This is a genomic window from Micromonospora sp. NPDC049230, assembly GCF_040647875.1.
Classification (GTDB): Bacteria; Actinomycetota; Actinomycetes; order Mycobacteriales; family Micromonosporaceae; genus Micromonospora.
Map to the genome: position 1 here is coordinate 26971 of NZ_JBEZCZ010000053.1, position 16067 is coordinate 43037.

Here is a 16067-nt window from a genome sequence, read left to right on the forward strand (position 1 = left end):
CCTCGGGCTATTCGCCGGGTGCTTTGACGTCGACGGTGAAGACGGGCAGCGGGCCGTAGACACCGAGCCAGATGGTTCCGCCAGCGGCGAGCTTCTCCAGGTCGCCGGGCTCCAGCTCGAAGCGCACGCACGCGCGGGCCACGCCGGTGCTCTCGCCGCGATCCATCAGGACCTCGACGGGGGCGACGTCGGTGTCGGTGAGGTCCCCGGAAGGACCGGAGAGGACGGCCCGAAAGGATCCGGGCCACACCTCGTTGTCCGGGATCGGGGTCGGCCGCATCAGACGTTGGAAAGTGCTCGGACGATGGCCAGGAACAGCCGGTCCTTGGTCTTCTGCTCTTCGGGCAGTTCGTGGTACTTGACCAGGCACGGGTGCGTCTTGGCCTCGGCGTCCTTGACCTCCCCGTACGTCCAACCGTCGGCGATCTTCTCCTCGCACCACAGCTCGTGCAAGCGTGCCGGGCGCGCGCCGGCCCGCGCGCTCTCGACGCCGTTGATGGCGGAGTCGCGCTGCCAGGCCGGGGCGTCGTCCCAGGGCGGCGAGACGGCGGGGTCATCGGTGATGATCTGGACAGCACGGTTGGCCTCGTGGCAGACACGCGCGATCGCAGCGGAGTCCATGGTGGTCCTCTCGGGTCAGGCGGCGAGGGTGTGGGCGCTGCGCAGCATCGGCCGCCACAGCACCTCAGGGGTCTTGATCGCGTACCGTGCGGCGTCGATCGAGTGGTCGTCGGCCTTGATCGGGGCGTCTTCGCCGCGCTCGGCGGCCTTGTCGTCCCAGGAGTAGCCGGGGATCTCGTCGATGAGCCCCTTGCAGGACTGGTGGACGCGGAGCTGGTCGTTGCCGAGCAGCGACGAGACGAGGCGGATGCCGTCCAGGACGGCGTTGTCGGCCAGGGCCGGGGTCATGCCGTCCTCGTGCAGCTGCAACCGCAGCGAGGCCGCGGCGGGGTCGACGACGGTCCACTCCGGGCGGACCCCCTGGAGGCCGGTGGCGCCGGGGACCTGGACGTCGGCGAGCCAGGCGCGCAGCTCGCGGGAGAGCGCGGCGTCGGTGAGCTGCCGGCGGGCAACTGCGGGGTCGTGCCGCCACTCGTGGGTGAGGTACAGGCGCCCGTCGTCGCCCACCCCGAGGATGAGCGCGGCGGTGGCGTTGCGGGTGCCGTAGTCGATGCCCAAGCTCACCCAGCGCTGGATGCGGGGCAGCTCGGCGACGACGTGACGGTCCTCGTCCCACATATCGAAGACCGCGCCCTCAGCCTGAACCCAACGACCCTCGATGAACCGCTTGTACCAGAGGCCCACATACTCGCGGGCCAGGTCGGCGACGTACTGCGGGTCCAGGTGCGGGTTGTCCCGCAGGGTGGAGTGCCAGGTGCGGAGATTCAGCTCGCCTTCCCGGAGCAGGTACTTCTTCCGCAGCCAGTGCGCCGGCGAGTCCGGGTTGGTGGTGCCGAACAGCTGCGCACCGGGCACGGACAGGCGGGCGAGGATCTGGGTGAAGAACGCCTCGGGGATGGTGGTCAGCTCGTCGCCGTACGCCAGGCACAGCGTCATACCGCGGACCTTGGGCTCGGCCTTGGCGTCGTTGGCGCCCAGGACGTCGACTTCGCGACCGAGGATCGAGCCGGTGGGCGCGCCCGGGTTGTACTTGACCAGGCGGGCCAGGGGGCCGAACAGGGCCGGATCGGTGAGGACCGCGAACACGTTGCGGTTGACGCTCTCGCGGGTCTTCCCGAAGAGCAGCACCCGCCCGGAGGTGGGCGCGTTGGCGATGGCGATCAGCAGCCGCAGCAGCGACGCGACGGTCTTCCCGGACCGAACCGAGCCCTGCCAGATGTTCAGACGGGCGGTGGACTCGACCAGGCTGCGGAGGTGGATCGGGGCGAGCGTGCGGCCCAGGGTGTCGAGGTCAGCCGGCATCGGGGGTCTCGGTCTGCTGGTTGAGCTGGTCGTAGGCTGCGCCGAGGCCGGCGGCCAGGGCGCCGAGCATGCTCTTCGCGGCGTCGATGCCCGGGTCGGCGTCGTACTCGTCGAGGCGGACCGCCTTGTCGATCGCGATGCCGGTCGCCTGCATCAGCTTCAGCTTGTCGGCGAACGTCGGCTCATCGAGCGTCCAGTCGACGCGGTCGTACTCCTTGCCGCCATGGTCGACGTAGCTGGCCCGCTCCCAGAGCTGCGTACGGAGGCGTGCGGCGTCCTCGAGGAGGGCGACGGCGAGGGTGGCCCGCCGCTCCCGGGCGTCGACGACCTTCGCCGCGGTAGCCGCCTTCGTGCGGCTCCGGTCGAAGGCCAGCCCCAGCTCGTCGGCGATGTAGCTGATGGTCTTCCCAGAGCGGCGGAGGCGGCGGGCGATCTCGTTGCGGCTGAGGTTCTGGCCGTGGAGCGCGCGGACCTGGTCGTAATCGTCCTGGGTGACGGGGCGGGAGCGGGGCATGGGTCACCTCTTCCCGGCGCCTTGTCCGGTCAGGGGGGGGTTGAATGGTGGGACGTTGGTGGGTGTGCGGGCAGGCCGGCCACCACAGCGGCCCACCCGCGACCCCCCGCCCATGCCGGTCCTCGGTCAAGCGGCCCCACGTCATCGCGCGGGTGCGGCTCCAGGAACGGCAGCAGCCCGGAGGCGCTGAGCGCTCTACCGGGCTGTGGGCACACTCCGCCTGTGGCGGTGAGTGATCAAATCATGCGGCGGCGTCCAGGGTGGCGTCAAGCTGACGTGGCCGACCACGCCCGCCGAGCCGCTTGTCCGCCTCGATCTCGGCCGCCTGGTCGAGGGGCGAGTAGACCGTCCGGCCGACCCGGTGGCATTCGAGGCCGTCGCGGCGTCGCCAGTTGTTGATCGTGCCCGTGGTGAGGTCACCGCCGATTTGGTGGATCAGCTGGTGTGCGGTGCCGTACTCGCGCCCGTCGTGTCGGGGGTCCAGGAGCGGCAGTGTGCCGGGGCAGTAGCCCTCGCCGTTGAGGCGGGCGCGGCAGCGGGGGCAGCGAATCACTGGCGTTCCGGATCGCTGGGGCAAGGGTCCCGCCACACCTTCCCGTCCGGGTCCCACACCATCCGCGCCTCGCGTTCGCGATCCTCTCGCCGACGCTGCCGCATCCACTCCGATGTGGCAGCTTCGGCGGCACGGTCGCGGATCTGGGCGAGCGTCGTGGCCGGGTCGGCGCCGCTCTTGCCGGCCAGCTCGGCGAGGGCGGCCAGTTCGGCGCGCAGGATACGGACGTGCCGCTGGTAGGGCGACGGTCGGTAGGTCACGGCTCGATTCTCCCTCACGCGCATCTTCCTAGGCTGATTCCGTGGGTGGCACACCATAACGGCGATTATTGGGCCACATACCTTGTGGTTACCTGTGAACGGTTGACCTTGAAGGCGCGGAACGCGAGGTTCGCGGCCTTCCGGGACACGTACGGTGACTGCCTGCGCCGTGCGAGACGGTGACGGAGGCTGCGCGTCACGGCTGGGCCCGGGTGGCGCTGTCGTGGGCGAGGATCGCCTCGGGTGTCCAGCCGTTGATCCGCAGCTTCGGGGCCGCCTCGTACGCCAGACGGACAGCCGTCATCTGGTCGAAGCGGTGCGTCGCCTTCCACTCGTCTGTGCGGTCCGACGGGATGGGCTCAAGCTCCCACGTGCCGTCAGCGCCGAGGCAGAGGCGACCGCGCAACACGGCCCACGACCCAGGGCCTCGGTACGCGACCTTGATGGTGAACATGCCCGCGTCCATGTGGTCCTCGGGGAGCGCGCACACGTCGTACTCGGTAACTCGGACGTGGATCTTCACGGCTGATCCTCTCGGGTGGTGGTTGGTGCGGCCCCCGCGACCGCACCGAGTACGTCGCTCCGGAGCCAGATGTGCGCCACGCCCTCGACCCGGTATGCCGTCCCGCACGCGCACCCCTGCCCATCGAGGCCGACCCCGGTGCAGCGGCAGCCGCGCCCACAGATGACGGTCTGCTCGTCGAGCGGTGCGGCGGTCTGGACGTAGACGAGCCGGCGACGGCACGCCGGACAGGTGACGTCCGGCAGACGCTCCAGGGCGGGGCGAAGCCGCAGGATTCGGCGTACCCGCTCGTCGAGGCGGTCGAGGAGCCGGGTGGTGCCGGCCGCGGTGCCGGGCTGCATGCCGGGGATCGAGGCGCGGATCCGGCCGAGTGGGTTGATGTGCTCGGGGTGGGGCAGGTGGTGGGCGACGGTGAGCAGCTGCTCCTGGACGTCGGCGTGCAGCAGCTCGTACCGGTTGGGTCGGGCGCGGGCGGAGCGGGTGGCGTTGATGGCGTCGCCGGTGGGGTCGCCGTGGCCGCCGAGGGCGTACCGGCGGCCCCAGCTTGGGGAGCGGAGGGGTTCGGCGGCGGTGGCGACCTGGGCGCGGATGGCACGGGCTTCGATGGCGGCGGTGGCGTGCAGGGTGGTGAGGGCGGCACCGAGGGACCATGTGGCGGCGGTGGCGTGCAGGTGGTGCGGTGAGGTCACGGACGGTCCTTCTGGCTGCCGAGGAGGTGGGCGACGATGAGGTATTGCGGGAGGAGGCCGGCGGCGAGGGCGAGCATGGTGGCGTCGCCGGGGGTCCATTGGAGGTTGGTGGCTGCGGTGGTGCCGAGGATGGCGGCGATGGCTCCGATGTAGAGGGCTGCTGCGGCGGTGAGGACGCGGACCATCGGTCAGCTCTCCCGCTCGACGCAGCGGATGTCGTGCTGGTGACCAGCAACCCCGTCGCCCCGGCAGAACGGACTGCGGTGGCCCTCGTACTGGCGGCCGGAGCCGGTGCGGAGGCGGACCCAGTCCCGGCTCTCGTTCTGGGCGTGAGGGGCGCTGGTGGCGCGGGCGAACCGGCTCGGCACGGCGATGACGCTGGAGACGGTCTGCTTCGACTCGTGCGGCTCGCGGTTCCCCACCTCGGCCTGCCGGCGGGCCTCGGCCGGCACCAGGGCGAGCAGTGCGGCGTCCTGCGCGCGAGGCGACGGGGAACCGAGGGGGGCCTCCGCTTCGTCCTGCTCAATGTCGATGACCAGGACGGCTCGGGTACCGCCGAACGTCTCTTCGATGGCGTCGCGGGTCATCGGTTCGAGGTAGCGGGTTGTCCAGAGTCCACCGTCGCGCGGCCACCACACGCTGTCGTCGCCGTCGATGAGGGCGCTCTCGGCATGCTCCAGGGCGTCATCCGGGTTGTCGCCGTCCGGCTCGACGAGTGCCGCCGCGCCTGCGGTGTCGTGCTCGGCCCACACCCGGTCGCGCTGCTCGTCGAGGTTCCGCAGCCGGACCAGCAGGGTGCCGTTGGCGCGGAGTTGGGCGGCCTGTGCGGCGATGGTCTGCCTGGCGGTCTCGAGGTCGTCGGCGAGCCGGGTGATGTGTTCGGCGATGCTGCCGGCGTTGGCGCGTCCGGTGGTGTTGATGGCGGCCCAGGCGTCGGTGATCTCGGCACGGGTGTCGTCCAGCTCGCGGTTGAGGCGGCGGCACTGGGCGTTGGCCTCGTCCAGCTCGACCCTGAGGCGGTAGATCTCGGTGCCGGCCTGCTGGGCGATGGTGCGGGCGTTGTCCCGTTCGGCGGTGAGTCGGCCGATGGCCTCGGCGACTTCAACGTTGGGGTCGGGGTCGACTACGCCAGCGCGGGCTAGGGCGTCCCAGGCCTGCGCCAGTTCGCGGCTGGCCCCATCGCGCTCGGCCTCCAGCGCCCGGATGCTCTGCTCGGTGAGGTTGGTGCCGTCGATGGGCTGGGCGTCAGCGGGCTGGTCGGTCATGGCGGGGTCCTTCCGTCAGGCGATGTTGGCGGCGGGCAGGTGCACGGTGGTGATGGGCCGGTCGAAGCAGGGCTCGTCGACGTGCCGCCGGCACGGCACGGTGTCGAGCGGGTCGACGTGGCGGGCGGGCTGGGTCCGGCGACGACGGGGGCGGCGCGGGGTGGCCCGCTCGTCTGGGGTCTGGCCATGCAGCGCCTGGACGCAACCGGCGCAGCTGCGAATTTGCCGCCATCCGGTGCCGCTGAGGATGGCCAGCTCGCCCTGGAGGGCGGGCTCCGGCGGAGTGGCGGTGATGACGTACCGGTCGCCGGGTCGGATGAGCCGGGTGCAGCCGGTGGAGCGGATGCCGCAGTAGTGGGTTTTGCGGGCGGTTCGGGCAGTGCGGATGGCGCGGGTCTCAGCCATGGCGGCGGGACTCCTCGACTTCGTGGCGGATCTGGCGTGCGCGGGCGGGTGTGACGTACGGGTACTGCCGGCCCAGCTCTTCGTCAGCGTCCAGGGCGGGCGGCGGGGTGGTGTGGGCGAGTGCGCGGGCGATGGCGGTCTGTGCGGACGCCTGGGCGCGGCGCTCCCCTGCGGTGCGGTGCCGGTACGGGGTCGTCATCAAGCGGCCTGAGTGCGGCGTCGACGAGAGCGCTCGGCGGCGACCCGGCGCCGGTCGAGGCGGCGCCGCTCGTGCTCGACGCGGTCGACGACGTGCTCAGCGGGGACCGGGGGCGGCTCAGGTTGAATGCCGACCAGGCGGTTGAGGAGGGCGGAGTGCTGCGGGGCGGGGAGGTCAGGCACGGCTGGCTCCTCAGGCGCTTCTGACGACGGTGAGCGGGTGGCAGCTGGGGCAGCGTCCGATTCGGCCGCCGGGTAGCTCGATCAGCCGGTTCGGGCCGCACTGGTCGCACTTGACGGGAAGGTCGGCGGCGGGCGGCCGGCGTGCGGCGCGGAGTTCGTCCAGGAGTTCGGCAAGGTCTCCGACGGCCATGCCGCGGATGTAGGCGGCGACGCCTCGTCGTGGCTGGTATCGGGTCCTGATGGTGTTCATGAGGAGTCGTGCTTCTTCGTCATCGGCGTCGGTGTGGTCGAGCAGGTAGGTGACGGTCGGCGTCCGCTGAGAGATGACGGGTTCGGCTACGTACGGAGATGGGGGCGCTGTGGCGTCAGGCTGACGGTGCTGTGGCTCCGCCTGCCGGAGTTCTGGCTCCGCCTGCCGGAGCTGTGGCTCCCCCTTCTCGTCTAGGGGGAGCTGGGTCTCCTCCTTCTTGACCTGCTCGTTTCCGGCAGGGGGAGCTGGGTCTCCTCCTTTAGGGGGCGCTTCTGCTCCTCCTTCTCGGCAGGTCTGGCAGGTGCAGCCGGGCGGCGGGGGGAAGGCGGGGAGGACCCATCGCGGGGACTTGCCGGGAACGGCGTAGAGGGGTCGGCCGTTGCGGTCGAGGCCGATCGCGACGCGGACCTTGATGCCGTTCTTGCCGAGGCGGGTCACGGCGTCTCGGAGGCCGCGGCGGTCGAGGCGGGCGCGTCGGGCCAGGTCTTCGACGGGTATTTCCCGCTGCTCGCCGCGTGCCCGGGTGCTCTCGCCGATCGCGACGAGGATGAGGACCTCGGCGGCGGTGAGGGTGTTCGGGGCGTGGTCGAGGACCTCGGCGACGAGTTGGTACATCCGGTCCGCCTGTTCTGTCGTGCGGTCTGTGCGGGGTGGCCGGCCGGGCCCCGGTGTGAGGCCCGGCCGGACCGGTCAGGCGTCGGGGTCGGTGAGGACCAGGCCGTGCTGGCGGGCGATGATGCGCAGCACCGGCACGGCGGTGGCGGTACGCGGGTTGCCGAGGCAGCGGACGGCCCACTCAATGAGCGCGATGTCGCGGTCCTCGTAGAGGGGCAGCTCGTGCTCCTCGTACGCGCGGTGGTTCGCGGCGCGCTTGCGGCACCACGCGGCCAGGTCGGGCTCGGTGACCGGTTCGCCGGCCTCGGCCGCCGGCCATTCGACGGTGACGGTCGCCTTGCGGATCAGGTCGTTGAGCTCCTGAGCGACCGTGCCGTCCGGGTCGTCGACGGCGTGCTCTTCGAGGTGCTCGCCGATGCCCATCAGGTCGATGTCTCCGGCGGCGGAACGGATCAGGTCGGTGGCGATGGTGCGCGGATCGGTGTTCATGCGATTCCGGTCTCCTTTGTGCGGCTGGCGGCGCTGGAGCGGCGGCGGGCTCGCTGCCGCTGGACGGTGCGGCAAGTGATGCCGAGACGGACCGCCACCTCGGCGGCGGTGTAGCCGAACGAGTCAAGGCGGTCGATAGCGGCGCGACGCTCGACAGTCGTCAAGCGCAAGGTGCGATCCCCGGCGACGGCACGCTCCACGGCGATCGGGTCCAACCCGGACCGGCCGCCGGCCTTGTTGCTGTTCCGGCCCCGGATGTACGGCCTGCACCGGTTCTTCTCACGGCTGCGACGCCGGTCGTCCTCGACCGCCTCGGGGCACTGACACCCGTAGTTGCGCAGGGCGTACCAGGTGCCGTGACGCGCCGCGGAGCAGATGGCGATGATCACCGGTCGTCTCCGATCCGGCGCCGGTGCTCGGCCTGAGCGGCGGTGGTGTCGGGCAGGTCGTGCCGGGGGTGCCGACGTGCGAGCCCACACACGCACAGCGGGTGGTCCGGATCGGCCGGGTCGGGCATCGTGACGTCGCGCCGGTAGACGCACGGGGCAAGACGGGACTTGGGCGTCTGCTTGGTGCGGCGGGGCTTCGGGCGGGTGCGGGCCATCACGCACCCGCCACATCGGCGACCGCCGCGGCGTCGGCTCGGGCCTTGCACTCCAGGTGCGACAGGCCCATCGGGTCGGTCAGCCACACCGTGGCGTCGCCGACCCGGAGCGGGTCGCCGTAGATCTTGCAGCGGCCGATGACGACCGGCACGGCGACCCGTTGCCGGGCCAGGTTGGGCAGGGATCGGGCGCTCACGAGACACCTCCGGTGAGCCGGTTCAGCTCGTCGGCCAGTTCCTGGCGCAGTTGCTCGACGCGTGCCACCTCGGCCAGCCACTTCGGGCTGTCGTCGGCGACCGCGCGGGCGAGCAGGGCCGCTTCGCGCTCGCGGCCGGGGGTGTCGCGGGCCTCGCAGTATGCGATGTACCGCTCCCCCATGGCGTCGAGGTCGGCGGGGGCGGGGCGGGGCCCCGGGGCCGGCGCGCGGCCGGCCCCGGGGAACTGGATGACGTCAGCCACGGCGGGCTCCGGCGGGAAGCGGGGCGGGCCAGGTGGCGACGACCGTCGGGTCACTGAGGAAGGTCGGCCGCTGCGCAGGGCGGGCGGGCTCGGGCGCCGGGGTGGGGACCGTCGGCGCCTCGACCATGTCGGCGAGCGGGTCCGGGGCGTCCGGCAGGATCGCGTGCGCCGGGTGGTGCTTGGCCACCAGGCGCTCCGGCTGCGACGGCGCACCCCGCACCAAGATCGGCACCCCGTAGCCGGCCAAGTCACCGGCCCACCGGGCGGAGAAGTCGTCGAGCACATCAACCGCGCGGGTAACCCCGACGTAGAGCAGCATCAGCTCGGAAGCGTCCAAAACGACCGCCCGCCGACCGGACCCCGGCGGCCACTCCCGGGGGAACGGCTCACGGAAGTCCGAGCCGATCTTTACCGTGCCCCACTGTCGGCCCTTGGACTTGTGCGCGGTCGACACGGTCACCTCGGCCGCAGCCTCAGACGCGAGCGAATCCGCGACCCGCACGATCTTGTCCGGACCGTGCTCGTCGACGAGCTTCACGATCGTGGCGAGGGTCGCCCCGTCGTCCTGCGCGGCGTACTGCCGGACGGCCTCCCACGACTCGAACGCGATCAGTTCCGGGTGGTCGGCTCGCTGGCCGTCCATCAGCCGCAGTGCGGCCTGGGCGAACCGCTTGATGTCACTGGCCCCGCCGACCAGGTGGACTTTCCGGCCGGCGTCGACGTGCTCCATCACCCGGGCCATGGCGCCGGCGTTGGACCGGCACAGGATGGCGTCGGCCGCGTTCAGCGGGGTGACGGTCGAGTTGATGCGGTTGAAGCCGATGACGCGCTGCGCAGCGCCGAGCAGTCGCAGCCACTCGTTGGCGCGCTCGGCGACCATCGGCCCGAAACGGAACGACTGGGCGAGGGTGAGCCGGTGGGCGGCCGGCCAGGTGGCGAGGGCATCGACCGCGCCCCGCCAGGCGTACAGCTGCTGGTACGGGTCGCCGACCGCGACGAGCTGCGTGTGGGCCTGGTCCCGCAGCACCCGGGACAGCACCGGGTTGGCGTCCTGCGCCTCGTCGAACAGGATCGCGTCGGCGGCGATGCGGGGCCGGGACAGCGCCCACATCTTCAGGTAGATGTCGGGCTGGAAGCGGAGCTTCCCTCGGGGGTGGGTCAGGTCTTTCCAGGCCATGCCGGCGATCGGCAGCACGATGCCGGCCAGGGCTTCGCGGGCGTACCGGTCGGTGACGCCGTTGACCAGCGGGACATGTTCCGCGCTGATTTCGTCGGCGTCGGACTGGCAGTACCGCTCCACTGTGGTCAGGGCCAGGCGGGCGATCTGGGCGGGGGTGAGGAGCACGTCGGTGGCGACCTCGACCGGCGCGTTGAGGATCCGGGTCTCGGCGTACCGGCCGCCGGCGTACATCAGTTCGGCGGCCTTCTTGCCGGTCATGCGGGGCGCGTCGAGCCGGTGCGCCAGGTCCCTGCCGTGCGAGGCGAACGCCACGCTGTGCGCGGTCCGGCAGTCGACCCCGGCCGGGAACGCCGCCCGCGCTTCCTTGGCCAGTGACGAGTTGTAGGCCACGTAGAGGCCCCGGAAGGTGGGGTGCTGGGCGATGCGGGCCTCGGCGGACATGCGGAGGGTGGTGGTCTTGCCGGCTCCGGCGACCGCGACGGTGACCAGGGAGTCCCCGGCCACGAACGCATCGATGACGGCCTGCTGCTCGGCGGTGGGCTTGTGACTCATCGGGCCGCCTCCGCCTTGGCCTGGTTGCGGAGCTGGACCTGCCGGGCCGCCAGGGCGGCGATGACGTCCTCCACCTCGGCCGCGGAGATGTCCTTCGACGACGTGATGTCCCGCTTGAGGACCCTGCCGATGACCTCGCGGTACTTCGCCGGTTCGCCGTAGCCCAGCTCGGTGAGCAGGGCGAACATGCGCTTGCGGCGCCGCTCCTCGTGCTCGGTCGGCGCGGCAGCCTGGGGGCGCGGGTCCAGCTCCTTGGCGCGGCGGGCCATCAGCACCGACAGCTGCTCCTGGTCGCCGTGCTCGTTGGTGACCTGCGTAGCGGCGACGGCCGGGTGCTCGTTGAGCAGCCGCCCGGCGGCCTGGCGGATGCCCTCCGCGGTACGGTCCGACCTCAGCGTCCAGTCCCGGACCCCGGTGGCGGTCGGGACCGGCTTGGGCTCCGGCGCCGGTGGAGCAGAGACCGGACGGGTCTGCTGCGGTTCCTGGTGCTCGTCGACGGCTGCCGACTCCGTCCCCGGCTCCGGCAGCACCGGGGCGTCGTCGTGCGGCAGCTCGGCACTGGCGTCTCCGCCAGCCGGGGCGGGCGGACGAACGAGCGAACCGTGAACGACCGGCTCCGGGTTGCCTCCGTTGTAGAGCGCCAAGCCGAACTGGTCACCCAGGTTGACCGCGCACCGCTTCAGCGCCTGCGAGAGGGCAGTCTTCATCGCGAAGTCGTGGGCGTCGCCGACGCTCGGCATGTTGATGCCGTCGCCGGTCGCTCCGTCCTCGTACCGGGCCAGCACCGTGCCGTCGGTGGCCTTGATGGTGAGCCGCACCTCGGCGCGGTAGACGATCGTCCAGCGGGACCGGTCGCCCTGCTTGGTCTCGATCTCCTTGACCAGGTCGCAGCGGATCGTCTCGATGTCGAAGCCGCCGAAGCCGAAGACCCGGATGAGGTGCCGGCGGATGTCCCACGCCTCGACGTGGGACTGTCCCTGCTTCTGGCTGACGCGGTTGCGGCCGAGGCCCTGGATGAGGAAGTCGTACTGGGCGGTGGTCAGCGCGGTCATGCGGCTGCTCCAGTAATGGCGTCGGCGATGTAGGCGGGCTGCTGGGGGCCGATCGGCAGCACGCCGAGGTGCGGCACGTCGACCAACTGGTAGGGCACGGCGGCCAGGGCGAGCGCGGGTCGGCGGACCGGCGGGATCTCGGCGGTCACCTCGGCCGGGCTGGCGGTGGTGAGCAGGGAGGCCCGGAGCAGGTCGGCCCACTCCGGGGTCGCGCCCTCGTGCTCCGCGCCCGGGTTGAACCGGTCCGCGAGCGCGGTCCGGATCGGGTGCGCCCGATGCCGGCCACGCCAGCGGCGCGGCGCGGCCTGGTCGGAGAGCAGGTTGGTCGGCCAGGCCGTGGTCTCAGCACCGGTCCCCGGTGCGGTCAGGTGGGCCACCGTGAGGTCGAAGTCGATGCTCACCGGTTGTCCTTTCGAAAGTCGGCCGGAATGGCCGTCTGGATCTCGCGGAGGGCGCGGTAACCCCAGCGAGGCCAGGGCTTTTCGGCGTCAGGGGTGAGCGCGGCCTGGGCGGTGGATGCCTGCGCGGTGAGCTTGTCGACGGCCTCGCCGAGGAGCTTGGCCTCGGCCGACCGGTCGGTCAGCTCGTCGCGGTAGTGCCGGATCCGCTCGGCCAGGCGGTGCAGCCGGACGGCCCGGGATTTGAGCTCCCGGTCGGCAGCCCGGCACGCGAGGCCGAACAGGAGCGCGACCAGCACCGCCAGGGCGGCCACGGCCAGCGCGGCGGCGGCCATCACGCCGCGTCCCGCAAGGCCGAGTCGGTCAGCGCGGTCAGGCCGGGCGCGTGGGCCGGGAGGATGATCGGCGCGTTGTCGAACAGGCCGCCGATGAACTCGGCGCAGTCGCAGTACTCACCAACCAGGACGGCTCCGCAGCACTCCTTGAAGGTCACCGGAATGACGAGGTGCTGGGTGGGGACGAAGGGGACGACGTCGGTGATCTGCGGGCCGGGCCGGTTGCCGGTGTTCGGGCCGGTCGGCGGGATGTGCGGGGTCGGCGGCTGCGTCATCGGACACCGCCGATGTGCGTCGTGCAGCCGCAGCGGACGCCGTCCTTGCGGGCCGCGCAGCCGGTGTCGTGGCGGTGCTCGGCCTCGTGGTGGCAGTCCGGGCAGCGCCACGGGTCGTTGGCCACGTCCCGGCGGTCGATCGGGTCGACTCCCTGGCGGGTCGCACCTCCCGCGGCGAGCCGCGCCTCCAGCTCGGCCACGCGGGCCCGGAGGGTGTCCTCGACGTCGACCGGCTTCGTCACGTTCGCGTAGGCCGTCACCTCGAGAGTGCCGACCGTTGCCGTCGCCCGGTGGCCCCAGGTGCCGGTCTGGTTGTGGTCCTCGGTGGTGGCTTCGACGCTGAACGCCTTGGCGATGGTGTTGACCATCGGGACCGCGCTGGCTTCATCCCACCGCAGCAGCCCGGCGCAGACGGTGAAGGTGACGTAGCTGGGCTTGCCGGGCGTGCCGGCGAGGGTGGCGACCCGGTCAGCAGCCTGGCGCAGGTCGTCGGCGAGGTCCAGCCAGTAGTCCGGCTTCGGCTCGATGCGGGTGATGGAGCCGTGCTCGATCACCTCGCCGTCGGCCAGCACCTTGACGGTGCCCAGCTCTACGCCGTACGCCACGTCGAACGTGTGCCCCTTGTCGATGACGTCAGCAGCGAGGAACGCCTGCCGGAGGCGGTCGGTGATCTGCTCGTACGGGGTGTCGGCCGGGAAGGTCAGCGGCTCGACGCCGGCGAGCGCGTCGAACACGACGCGGATCGTGGCCGCCTGCTTGTCGGGTAGGGTCTGCGGGTGCATCGGGACTCCTAGCTGGTAGGTGGGTGTCCGGGTGGGAAGCCCCTTGGCCGTTCGCGGCGGCCGGGGGCTTCGTTCGTTTCAGGCCGCGGGGACCAGCTCGGCGCTGGACTCGCGGGCCGCGCGGGCCTTTGCCTTCTGCCGCGCGACGTACGCCTCGCAGGAGAGCCGGCAGACCATGCGGGTTTCGCCGATGTAGACCGGCTCCAGCTCGCCCTCGGCGATGAGCCGGGCGACGGTCTGGCGGGTGATGCCGCCGAGGAACTGCCCGGCGGCCGGGAGACGCAGCACGAGAGGCGGGGTCTGGATGACGAGCACCGGACCGTTGCCGCGTTCGGCTTCACGATTGCCGTTCATGGCACTGACAATAGCGGCCATGTTGCAGCATTGCCAACTATGGCAACGCTCATACTTTCGGACAGTGATTGGACGTCCGACTGGCCTTACCCTGAGGCCATGACTCTGGTCGATGTCCCCATGACTCCGCTCCCGGTAGACGTTGGTCGGCGGAGCCGTGTACGGCAATCGAGCCGCGATCGGCAATTGGGTACCGAGAGCGGCACTTATGGTGAGGACGTGCCGAAGCAGAGCCAGGATCCCCGCGTGCGCCTGTTCGGCGAGTTCATCAAGCGCGCCCTGGGGGATGCCAAGGAGCGCGGCCTGGACATTGAGGATGTCGAGACCACGACTGGCATCGGCCGGGCCACCATCTACCGCTGGGTCAGGGCAGAGTCACCGAACCCACGCCGCGAGAAGGTGATCGCTTTCTGCGAGGGCCTGGGGATCCCGGTGAAAACCGCCACCCAGATCTTGGGCTGGGACGGCTCCCGGCAGCCCACCGCCCCGGAGCCGATCGTCGACCCCGACATCCGCGCGATCCTGCGCAAGCTCAACGACCCCAACACCCCGGCCGAGCAGAAGACCTCGATCCGGGCGACGCTGAGGTACCTCGCCAAGGAGTGATGCGCCCATGCCTCGTCAGCCCAACGGCCGTCCGTCGATCTACCTGGGCAGCGACGGTTTGTACCACTGTTGGGTGACCCTGGGCACGAAGCCGAACGGCAAGCTGGACCGTCGGCACCGCAAGGCCAAGACCGCCACCGAGGTAGCCGCGAAAGTCGACGAGCTGCTGGAGAGCACGAAGCGCGGTCACGGGGTGCCGCAGAAAATCGAGACGGTCGAGCAGTGGCTCATCCACTGGCTGGAGCACGTGGTTAAGCCACGACGCGCGTACAAGACCTACACCGCGTACCGGTCGCTGATCTACAACTACGCGGTGCCGCACATCGGCGGGTGGCGGCTCGACGGGCACCGCCGGCGCCTGGAGCCCGAGCACCTCGACGCGATGTACACCGCGATGGCGTCCACGAAGATCGTGCGTGGCAGCCGCGCGACCGGCACCATGCCGACACTCTCCGACTCCACCATCCACAAGACCCACCGGATGCTGAACGTCGCGTTCAAAGCGGCTGTTCGCCGCGGCAAGACGAGCCGGAACGTCTGCGACATGGTCGACCCGCCCACGATGCGGGGGAAGAAGGTCGCCTCGTTAACGGTGGCGGAGACCGAGGCGGTCATCAAAGCCGCTCTGGACGACGACATGGCGGCGCGGTGGCTCCTTGGCCTGCTCGCCGGGCCTCGGCAGGGTGAGACGTTGGGCATTCGGTGGCCGAAGGTGCACCTCGACCCGGCGCCCGGCGAGGAGCCGTTCGTCGAGTTGGAGACGCAGTTGCAGCGCCGGTCGTGGGAGCACGGGTGCGACGACCCGGTTGCCTGCGTGGCGGAGCGGCACCGCAAGCCGTGCCCACCGAGCTGGGTGCACGGGTGCAAGGACCCACAGTCGTGCCGGATCCAGCCGTTCCGCTGTCCATCGCGGAAGCAGGCATCTGGCTGCCGGCTCCATCGTCGGCCGTGCCCGCGACCCTGCTTGCCGGGCTGCGTGGGTCACGCCCGCCACTGTCCGCAGCGGGTCGGTGGCGGCATCGTCGAGGTGGACCTGAAGACGGAGAAGTCCGTACGTCCGCTGGCGTTGCCTGCGGTGCTCGTCGAGTTGCTGCGCCGGCACCGGGAGCGGCAGCAGCAGCAGTTCCGGCTGCTGGGCCTGGAGTGGACGCCCGAGGAGTTGGTGTTCACGTCGCCGTGGGGGAAGCGCCTCGACGCCGCGCAGGACCACAAGGCGTGGGAGGCGCTGCTGATCCGCGCGGGTGTGCCCGACAAGAAGTTGCACGCGGCGCGGCACACTGCCGGCACGATGGCCGTCGCCGCGGGCGCTGACCTCAGCGTGGTCCAGGACATGCTCGGGCACACGCAGATCTCGACGACGCGGATCTACGTGGACGTCGCGAAGAAGACGCAGCGGGAGGCGCTCGACCGGGCGGTGTCGGCGTTGATGGACGGAAACCTCGCGGCGCTACTGCAACCGAAAGGTGCAACCCAGCAGCCCTGAAGGTGATCTTCGACGGTACGACGAAGGCCCCGTGACCTTGGCTTATCGCCTGGTCACGGGGCCTTCGCCTTCGTGGAGCCGCCTGACGGAATCGAACCGTCGACCTACGCATTACGAGT

Annotated in this window: 28 protein-coding genes; 2 read left to right on the forward strand and 26 right to left on the reverse strand. The window is 71.2% G+C overall.

What is annotated here, in order from left to right:
• Positions 1-7: 7 nt before the first annotated feature.
• From AB0A95_RS30905 to AB0A95_RS31030, 26 genes are all read right to left on the reverse strand, one after another.
• Positions 8-280, reverse strand: a complete 273-nt coding sequence (locus AB0A95_RS30905) for a hypothetical protein (protein ID WP_357559260.1) — start codon at positions 278-280, stop codon at positions 8-10.
• The gene (locus tag AB0A95_RS30910; protein WP_357559261.1) at positions 280-621 is read right to left on the reverse strand and encodes a RyR domain-containing protein; all 342 of its coding nucleotides are present in this window, start codon (positions 619-621) and stop codon (positions 280-282) included. The genes AB0A95_RS30905 and AB0A95_RS30910 overlap by 1 nt, the downstream gene beginning before the upstream one ends.
• Positions 622-636: 15 nt before the next feature.
• Positions 637-1923 carry a phage terminase large subunit gene (locus tag AB0A95_RS30915; RefSeq protein WP_357559262.1) on the reverse strand — a complete coding sequence of 429 codons (1287 nt, stop codon included), beginning with the start codon at positions 1921-1923 and terminating at the stop codon, positions 637-639.
• The gene (locus tag AB0A95_RS30920; protein WP_357559263.1) at positions 1913-2437 is read right to left on the reverse strand and encodes a helix-turn-helix domain-containing protein; all 525 of its coding nucleotides are present in this window, start codon (positions 2435-2437) and stop codon (positions 1913-1915) included. The genes AB0A95_RS30915 and AB0A95_RS30920 overlap by 11 nt, the downstream gene beginning before the upstream one ends.
• A gap of 241 nt (positions 2438-2678) precedes the next feature.
• Positions 2679-2990, reverse strand: a complete 312-nt coding sequence (locus tag AB0A95_RS30925; protein ID WP_357559264.1) for a hypothetical protein — start codon at positions 2988-2990, stop codon at positions 2679-2681.
• Positions 2987-3250 (reverse strand): hypothetical protein, encoded by a 264-nt coding sequence (locus AB0A95_RS30930; RefSeq protein WP_357559265.1) that lies wholly within the window; start codon positions 3248-3250, stop codon positions 2987-2989. The genes AB0A95_RS30925 and AB0A95_RS30930 overlap by 4 nt, the downstream gene beginning before the upstream one ends.
• A 196-nt stretch (positions 3251-3446) precedes the next feature.
• A complete protein-coding gene (locus AB0A95_RS30935) occupies positions 3447-3773 on the reverse strand; it encodes a hypothetical protein (protein ID WP_357559266.1) in 327 nt (108 codons plus the stop codon).
• Positions 3770-4462 (reverse strand): hypothetical protein, encoded by a 693-nt coding sequence (locus AB0A95_RS30940; protein ID WP_357559267.1) that lies wholly within the window; start codon positions 4460-4462, stop codon positions 3770-3772. The genes AB0A95_RS30935 and AB0A95_RS30940 overlap by 4 nt, the downstream gene beginning before the upstream one ends.
• Positions 4459-4647, reverse strand: a complete 189-nt coding sequence (locus AB0A95_RS30945) for a hypothetical protein (RefSeq protein ID WP_357559268.1) — start codon at positions 4645-4647, stop codon at positions 4459-4461. Before AB0A95_RS30945 ends, AB0A95_RS30940 begins: the two co-directional genes overlap by 4 nt.
• Before the next feature lie 3 nt (positions 4648-4650).
• Positions 4651-5727, reverse strand: a complete 1077-nt coding sequence (locus AB0A95_RS30950) for a hypothetical protein (protein ID WP_357559269.1) — start codon at positions 5725-5727, stop codon at positions 4651-4653.
• 15 nt (positions 5728-5742) lie between these two features.
• Positions 5743-6132: a hypothetical protein gene (locus tag AB0A95_RS30955; protein ID WP_357559270.1), complete on the reverse strand. Its 390-nt coding sequence runs from the start codon at positions 6130-6132 to the stop codon at positions 5743-5745.
• Positions 6125-6331 (reverse strand): hypothetical protein, encoded by a 207-nt coding sequence (locus AB0A95_RS30960; RefSeq protein WP_357559271.1) that lies wholly within the window; start codon positions 6329-6331, stop codon positions 6125-6127. Before AB0A95_RS30960 ends, AB0A95_RS30955 begins: the two co-directional genes overlap by 8 nt.
• Positions 6331-6513, reverse strand: a complete 183-nt coding sequence (locus AB0A95_RS30965; protein WP_357559272.1) for a hypothetical protein — start codon at positions 6511-6513, stop codon at positions 6331-6333. Before AB0A95_RS30965 ends, AB0A95_RS30960 begins: the two co-directional genes overlap by 1 nt.
• Positions 6514-6523: 10 nt before the next feature.
• Positions 6524-7378, reverse strand: coding sequence for a hypothetical protein (locus AB0A95_RS30970; protein WP_357559273.1), 855 nt, complete (start codon positions 7376-7378; stop codon positions 6524-6526).
• 75 nt (positions 7379-7453) lie between these two features.
• Complete coding sequence (locus AB0A95_RS30975) at positions 7454-7867, reverse strand: hypothetical protein (protein ID WP_357559274.1); 414 nt, start codon at positions 7865-7867, stop codon at positions 7454-7456.
• Positions 7864-8256 carry a hypothetical protein gene (locus AB0A95_RS30980; RefSeq protein WP_357559275.1) on the reverse strand — a complete coding sequence of 131 codons (393 nt, stop codon included), beginning with the start codon at positions 8254-8256 and terminating at the stop codon, positions 7864-7866. Before AB0A95_RS30980 ends, AB0A95_RS30975 begins: the two co-directional genes overlap by 4 nt.
• Positions 8253-8471, reverse strand: a complete 219-nt coding sequence (locus AB0A95_RS30985; protein ID WP_357559276.1) for a hypothetical protein — start codon at positions 8469-8471, stop codon at positions 8253-8255. Before AB0A95_RS30985 ends, AB0A95_RS30980 begins: the two co-directional genes overlap by 4 nt.
• Entirely contained in the window at positions 8471-8668 is a 198-nt protein-coding gene (locus AB0A95_RS30990; RefSeq protein WP_357559277.1) for a hypothetical protein, read from the reverse strand. The genes AB0A95_RS30985 and AB0A95_RS30990 overlap by 1 nt, the downstream gene beginning before the upstream one ends.
• The gene (locus AB0A95_RS30995; protein WP_357559278.1) at positions 8665-8931 is read right to left on the reverse strand and encodes a hypothetical protein; all 267 of its coding nucleotides are present in this window, start codon (positions 8929-8931) and stop codon (positions 8665-8667) included. The genes AB0A95_RS30990 and AB0A95_RS30995 overlap by 4 nt, the downstream gene beginning before the upstream one ends.
• Entirely contained in the window at positions 8924-10663 is a 1740-nt protein-coding gene (locus AB0A95_RS31000) for a UvrD-helicase domain-containing protein (protein ID WP_357559279.1), read from the reverse strand. Before AB0A95_RS31000 ends, AB0A95_RS30995 begins: the two co-directional genes overlap by 8 nt.
• Positions 10660-11715 (reverse strand): Rad52/Rad22 family DNA repair protein, encoded by a 1056-nt coding sequence (locus tag AB0A95_RS31005; protein WP_357559280.1) that lies wholly within the window; start codon positions 11713-11715, stop codon positions 10660-10662. Before AB0A95_RS31005 ends, AB0A95_RS31000 begins: the two co-directional genes overlap by 4 nt.
• Positions 11712-12116 (reverse strand): hypothetical protein, encoded by a 405-nt coding sequence (locus AB0A95_RS31010; RefSeq protein ID WP_357559281.1) that lies wholly within the window; start codon positions 12114-12116, stop codon positions 11712-11714. Before AB0A95_RS31010 ends, AB0A95_RS31005 begins: the two co-directional genes overlap by 4 nt.
• On the reverse strand, positions 12113-12448 hold the full coding sequence (locus AB0A95_RS31015; RefSeq protein WP_357559282.1) for a hypothetical protein: 336 nt from the start codon (positions 12446-12448) through the stop codon (positions 12113-12115). Before AB0A95_RS31015 ends, AB0A95_RS31010 begins: the two co-directional genes overlap by 4 nt.
• On the reverse strand, positions 12448-12723 hold the full coding sequence (locus AB0A95_RS31020) for a hypothetical protein (RefSeq protein WP_357559283.1): 276 nt from the start codon (positions 12721-12723) through the stop codon (positions 12448-12450). The genes AB0A95_RS31015 and AB0A95_RS31020 overlap by 1 nt, the downstream gene beginning before the upstream one ends.
• Positions 12720-13505 (reverse strand): hypothetical protein, encoded by a 786-nt coding sequence (locus AB0A95_RS31025; protein ID WP_357559284.1) that lies wholly within the window; start codon positions 13503-13505, stop codon positions 12720-12722. The genes AB0A95_RS31020 and AB0A95_RS31025 overlap by 4 nt, the downstream gene beginning before the upstream one ends.
• A 78-nt stretch (positions 13506-13583) precedes the next feature.
• Positions 13584-13859 carry a hypothetical protein gene (locus AB0A95_RS31030; RefSeq protein WP_357559285.1) on the reverse strand — a complete coding sequence of 92 codons (276 nt, stop codon included), beginning with the start codon at positions 13857-13859 and terminating at the stop codon, positions 13584-13586.
• A gap of 219 nt (positions 13860-14078) precedes the next feature.
• Between AB0A95_RS31030 and AB0A95_RS31035 the strand changes: the two genes are divergently transcribed.
• Together AB0A95_RS31035 and AB0A95_RS31040 are read left to right on the forward strand one after the other, a co-directional pair.
• The gene (locus AB0A95_RS31035) at positions 14079-14465 is read left to right on the forward strand and encodes a helix-turn-helix transcriptional regulator (RefSeq protein ID WP_357559286.1); all 387 of its coding nucleotides are present in this window, start codon (positions 14079-14081) and stop codon (positions 14463-14465) included.
• Between the two features lie 7 nt (positions 14466-14472).
• A complete protein-coding gene (locus tag AB0A95_RS31040) occupies positions 14473-15948 on the forward strand; it encodes a tyrosine-type recombinase/integrase (protein ID WP_357559287.1) in 1476 nt (491 codons plus the stop codon).
• The last annotated feature ends 119 nt before the right edge of the window (positions 15949-16067 follow it).

Excerpts from the sequence above, each read along its gene's own strand:
- AB0A95_RS30905 (WP_357559260.1), bottom strand. The coding sequence starts at position 280 with ATGCGGCCGACCCCGATCCCGGACAACGAGGTGTGGCCCGGATCCTTT.
- AB0A95_RS30910 (WP_357559261.1), bottom strand. The coding sequence starts at position 621 with ATGGACTCCGCTGCGATCGCGCGTGTCTGCCACGAGGCCAACCGTGCT.
- AB0A95_RS30915 (WP_357559262.1), bottom strand. The coding sequence starts at position 1,923 with ATGCCGGCTGACCTCGACACCCTGGGCCGCACGCTCGCCCCGATCCAC.
- AB0A95_RS30920 (WP_357559263.1), bottom strand. The coding sequence starts at position 2,437 with ATGCCCCGCTCCCGCCCCGTCACCCAGGACGATTACGACCAGGTCCGC.
- AB0A95_RS30945 (WP_357559268.1), bottom strand. The coding sequence starts at position 4,647 with ATGGTCCGCGTCCTCACCGCCGCAGCAGCCCTCTACATCGGAGCCATC.
- AB0A95_RS30950 (WP_357559269.1), bottom strand. The coding sequence starts at position 5,727 with ATGACCGACCAGCCCGCTGACGCCCAGCCCATCGACGGCACCAACCTC.
- AB0A95_RS30955 (WP_357559270.1), bottom strand. The coding sequence starts at position 6,132 with ATGGCTGAGACCCGCGCCATCCGCACTGCCCGAACCGCCCGCAAAACC.
- AB0A95_RS30960 (WP_357559271.1), bottom strand. The coding sequence starts at position 6,331 with ATGACGACCCCGTACCGGCACCGCACCGCAGGGGAGCGCCGCGCCCAG.
- AB0A95_RS30970 (WP_357559273.1), bottom strand. The coding sequence starts at position 7,378 with ATGTACCAACTCGTCGCCGAGGTCCTCGACCACGCCCCGAACACCCTC.
- AB0A95_RS30975 (WP_357559274.1), bottom strand. The coding sequence starts at position 7,867 with ATGAACACCGATCCGCGCACCATCGCCACCGACCTGATCCGTTCCGCC.
- AB0A95_RS30985 (WP_357559276.1), bottom strand. The coding sequence starts at position 8,471 with ATGGCCCGCACCCGCCCGAAGCCCCGCCGCACCAAGCAGACGCCCAAG.
- AB0A95_RS31000 (WP_357559279.1), bottom strand. The coding sequence starts at position 10,663 with ATGAGTCACAAGCCCACCGCCGAGCAGCAGGCCGTCATCGATGCGTTC.
- AB0A95_RS31005 (WP_357559280.1), bottom strand. The coding sequence starts at position 11,715 with ATGACCGCGCTGACCACCGCCCAGTACGACTTCCTCATCCAGGGCCTC.
- AB0A95_RS31015 (WP_357559282.1), bottom strand. The coding sequence starts at position 12,448 with ATGGCCGCCGCCGCGCTGGCCGTGGCCGCCCTGGCGGTGCTGGTCGCG.
- AB0A95_RS31020 (WP_357559283.1), bottom strand. The coding sequence starts at position 12,723 with ATGACGCAGCCGCCGACCCCGCACATCCCGCCGACCGGCCCGAACACC.
- AB0A95_RS31025 (WP_357559284.1), bottom strand. The coding sequence starts at position 13,505 with ATGCACCCGCAGACCCTACCCGACAAGCAGGCGGCCACGATCCGCGTC.
- AB0A95_RS31030 (WP_357559285.1), bottom strand. The coding sequence starts at position 13,859 with ATGAACGGCAATCGTGAAGCCGAACGCGGCAACGGTCCGGTGCTCGTC.
- AB0A95_RS31040 (WP_357559287.1), top strand. The coding sequence starts at position 14,473 with ATGCCTCGTCAGCCCAACGGCCGTCCGTCGATCTACCTGGGCAGCGAC.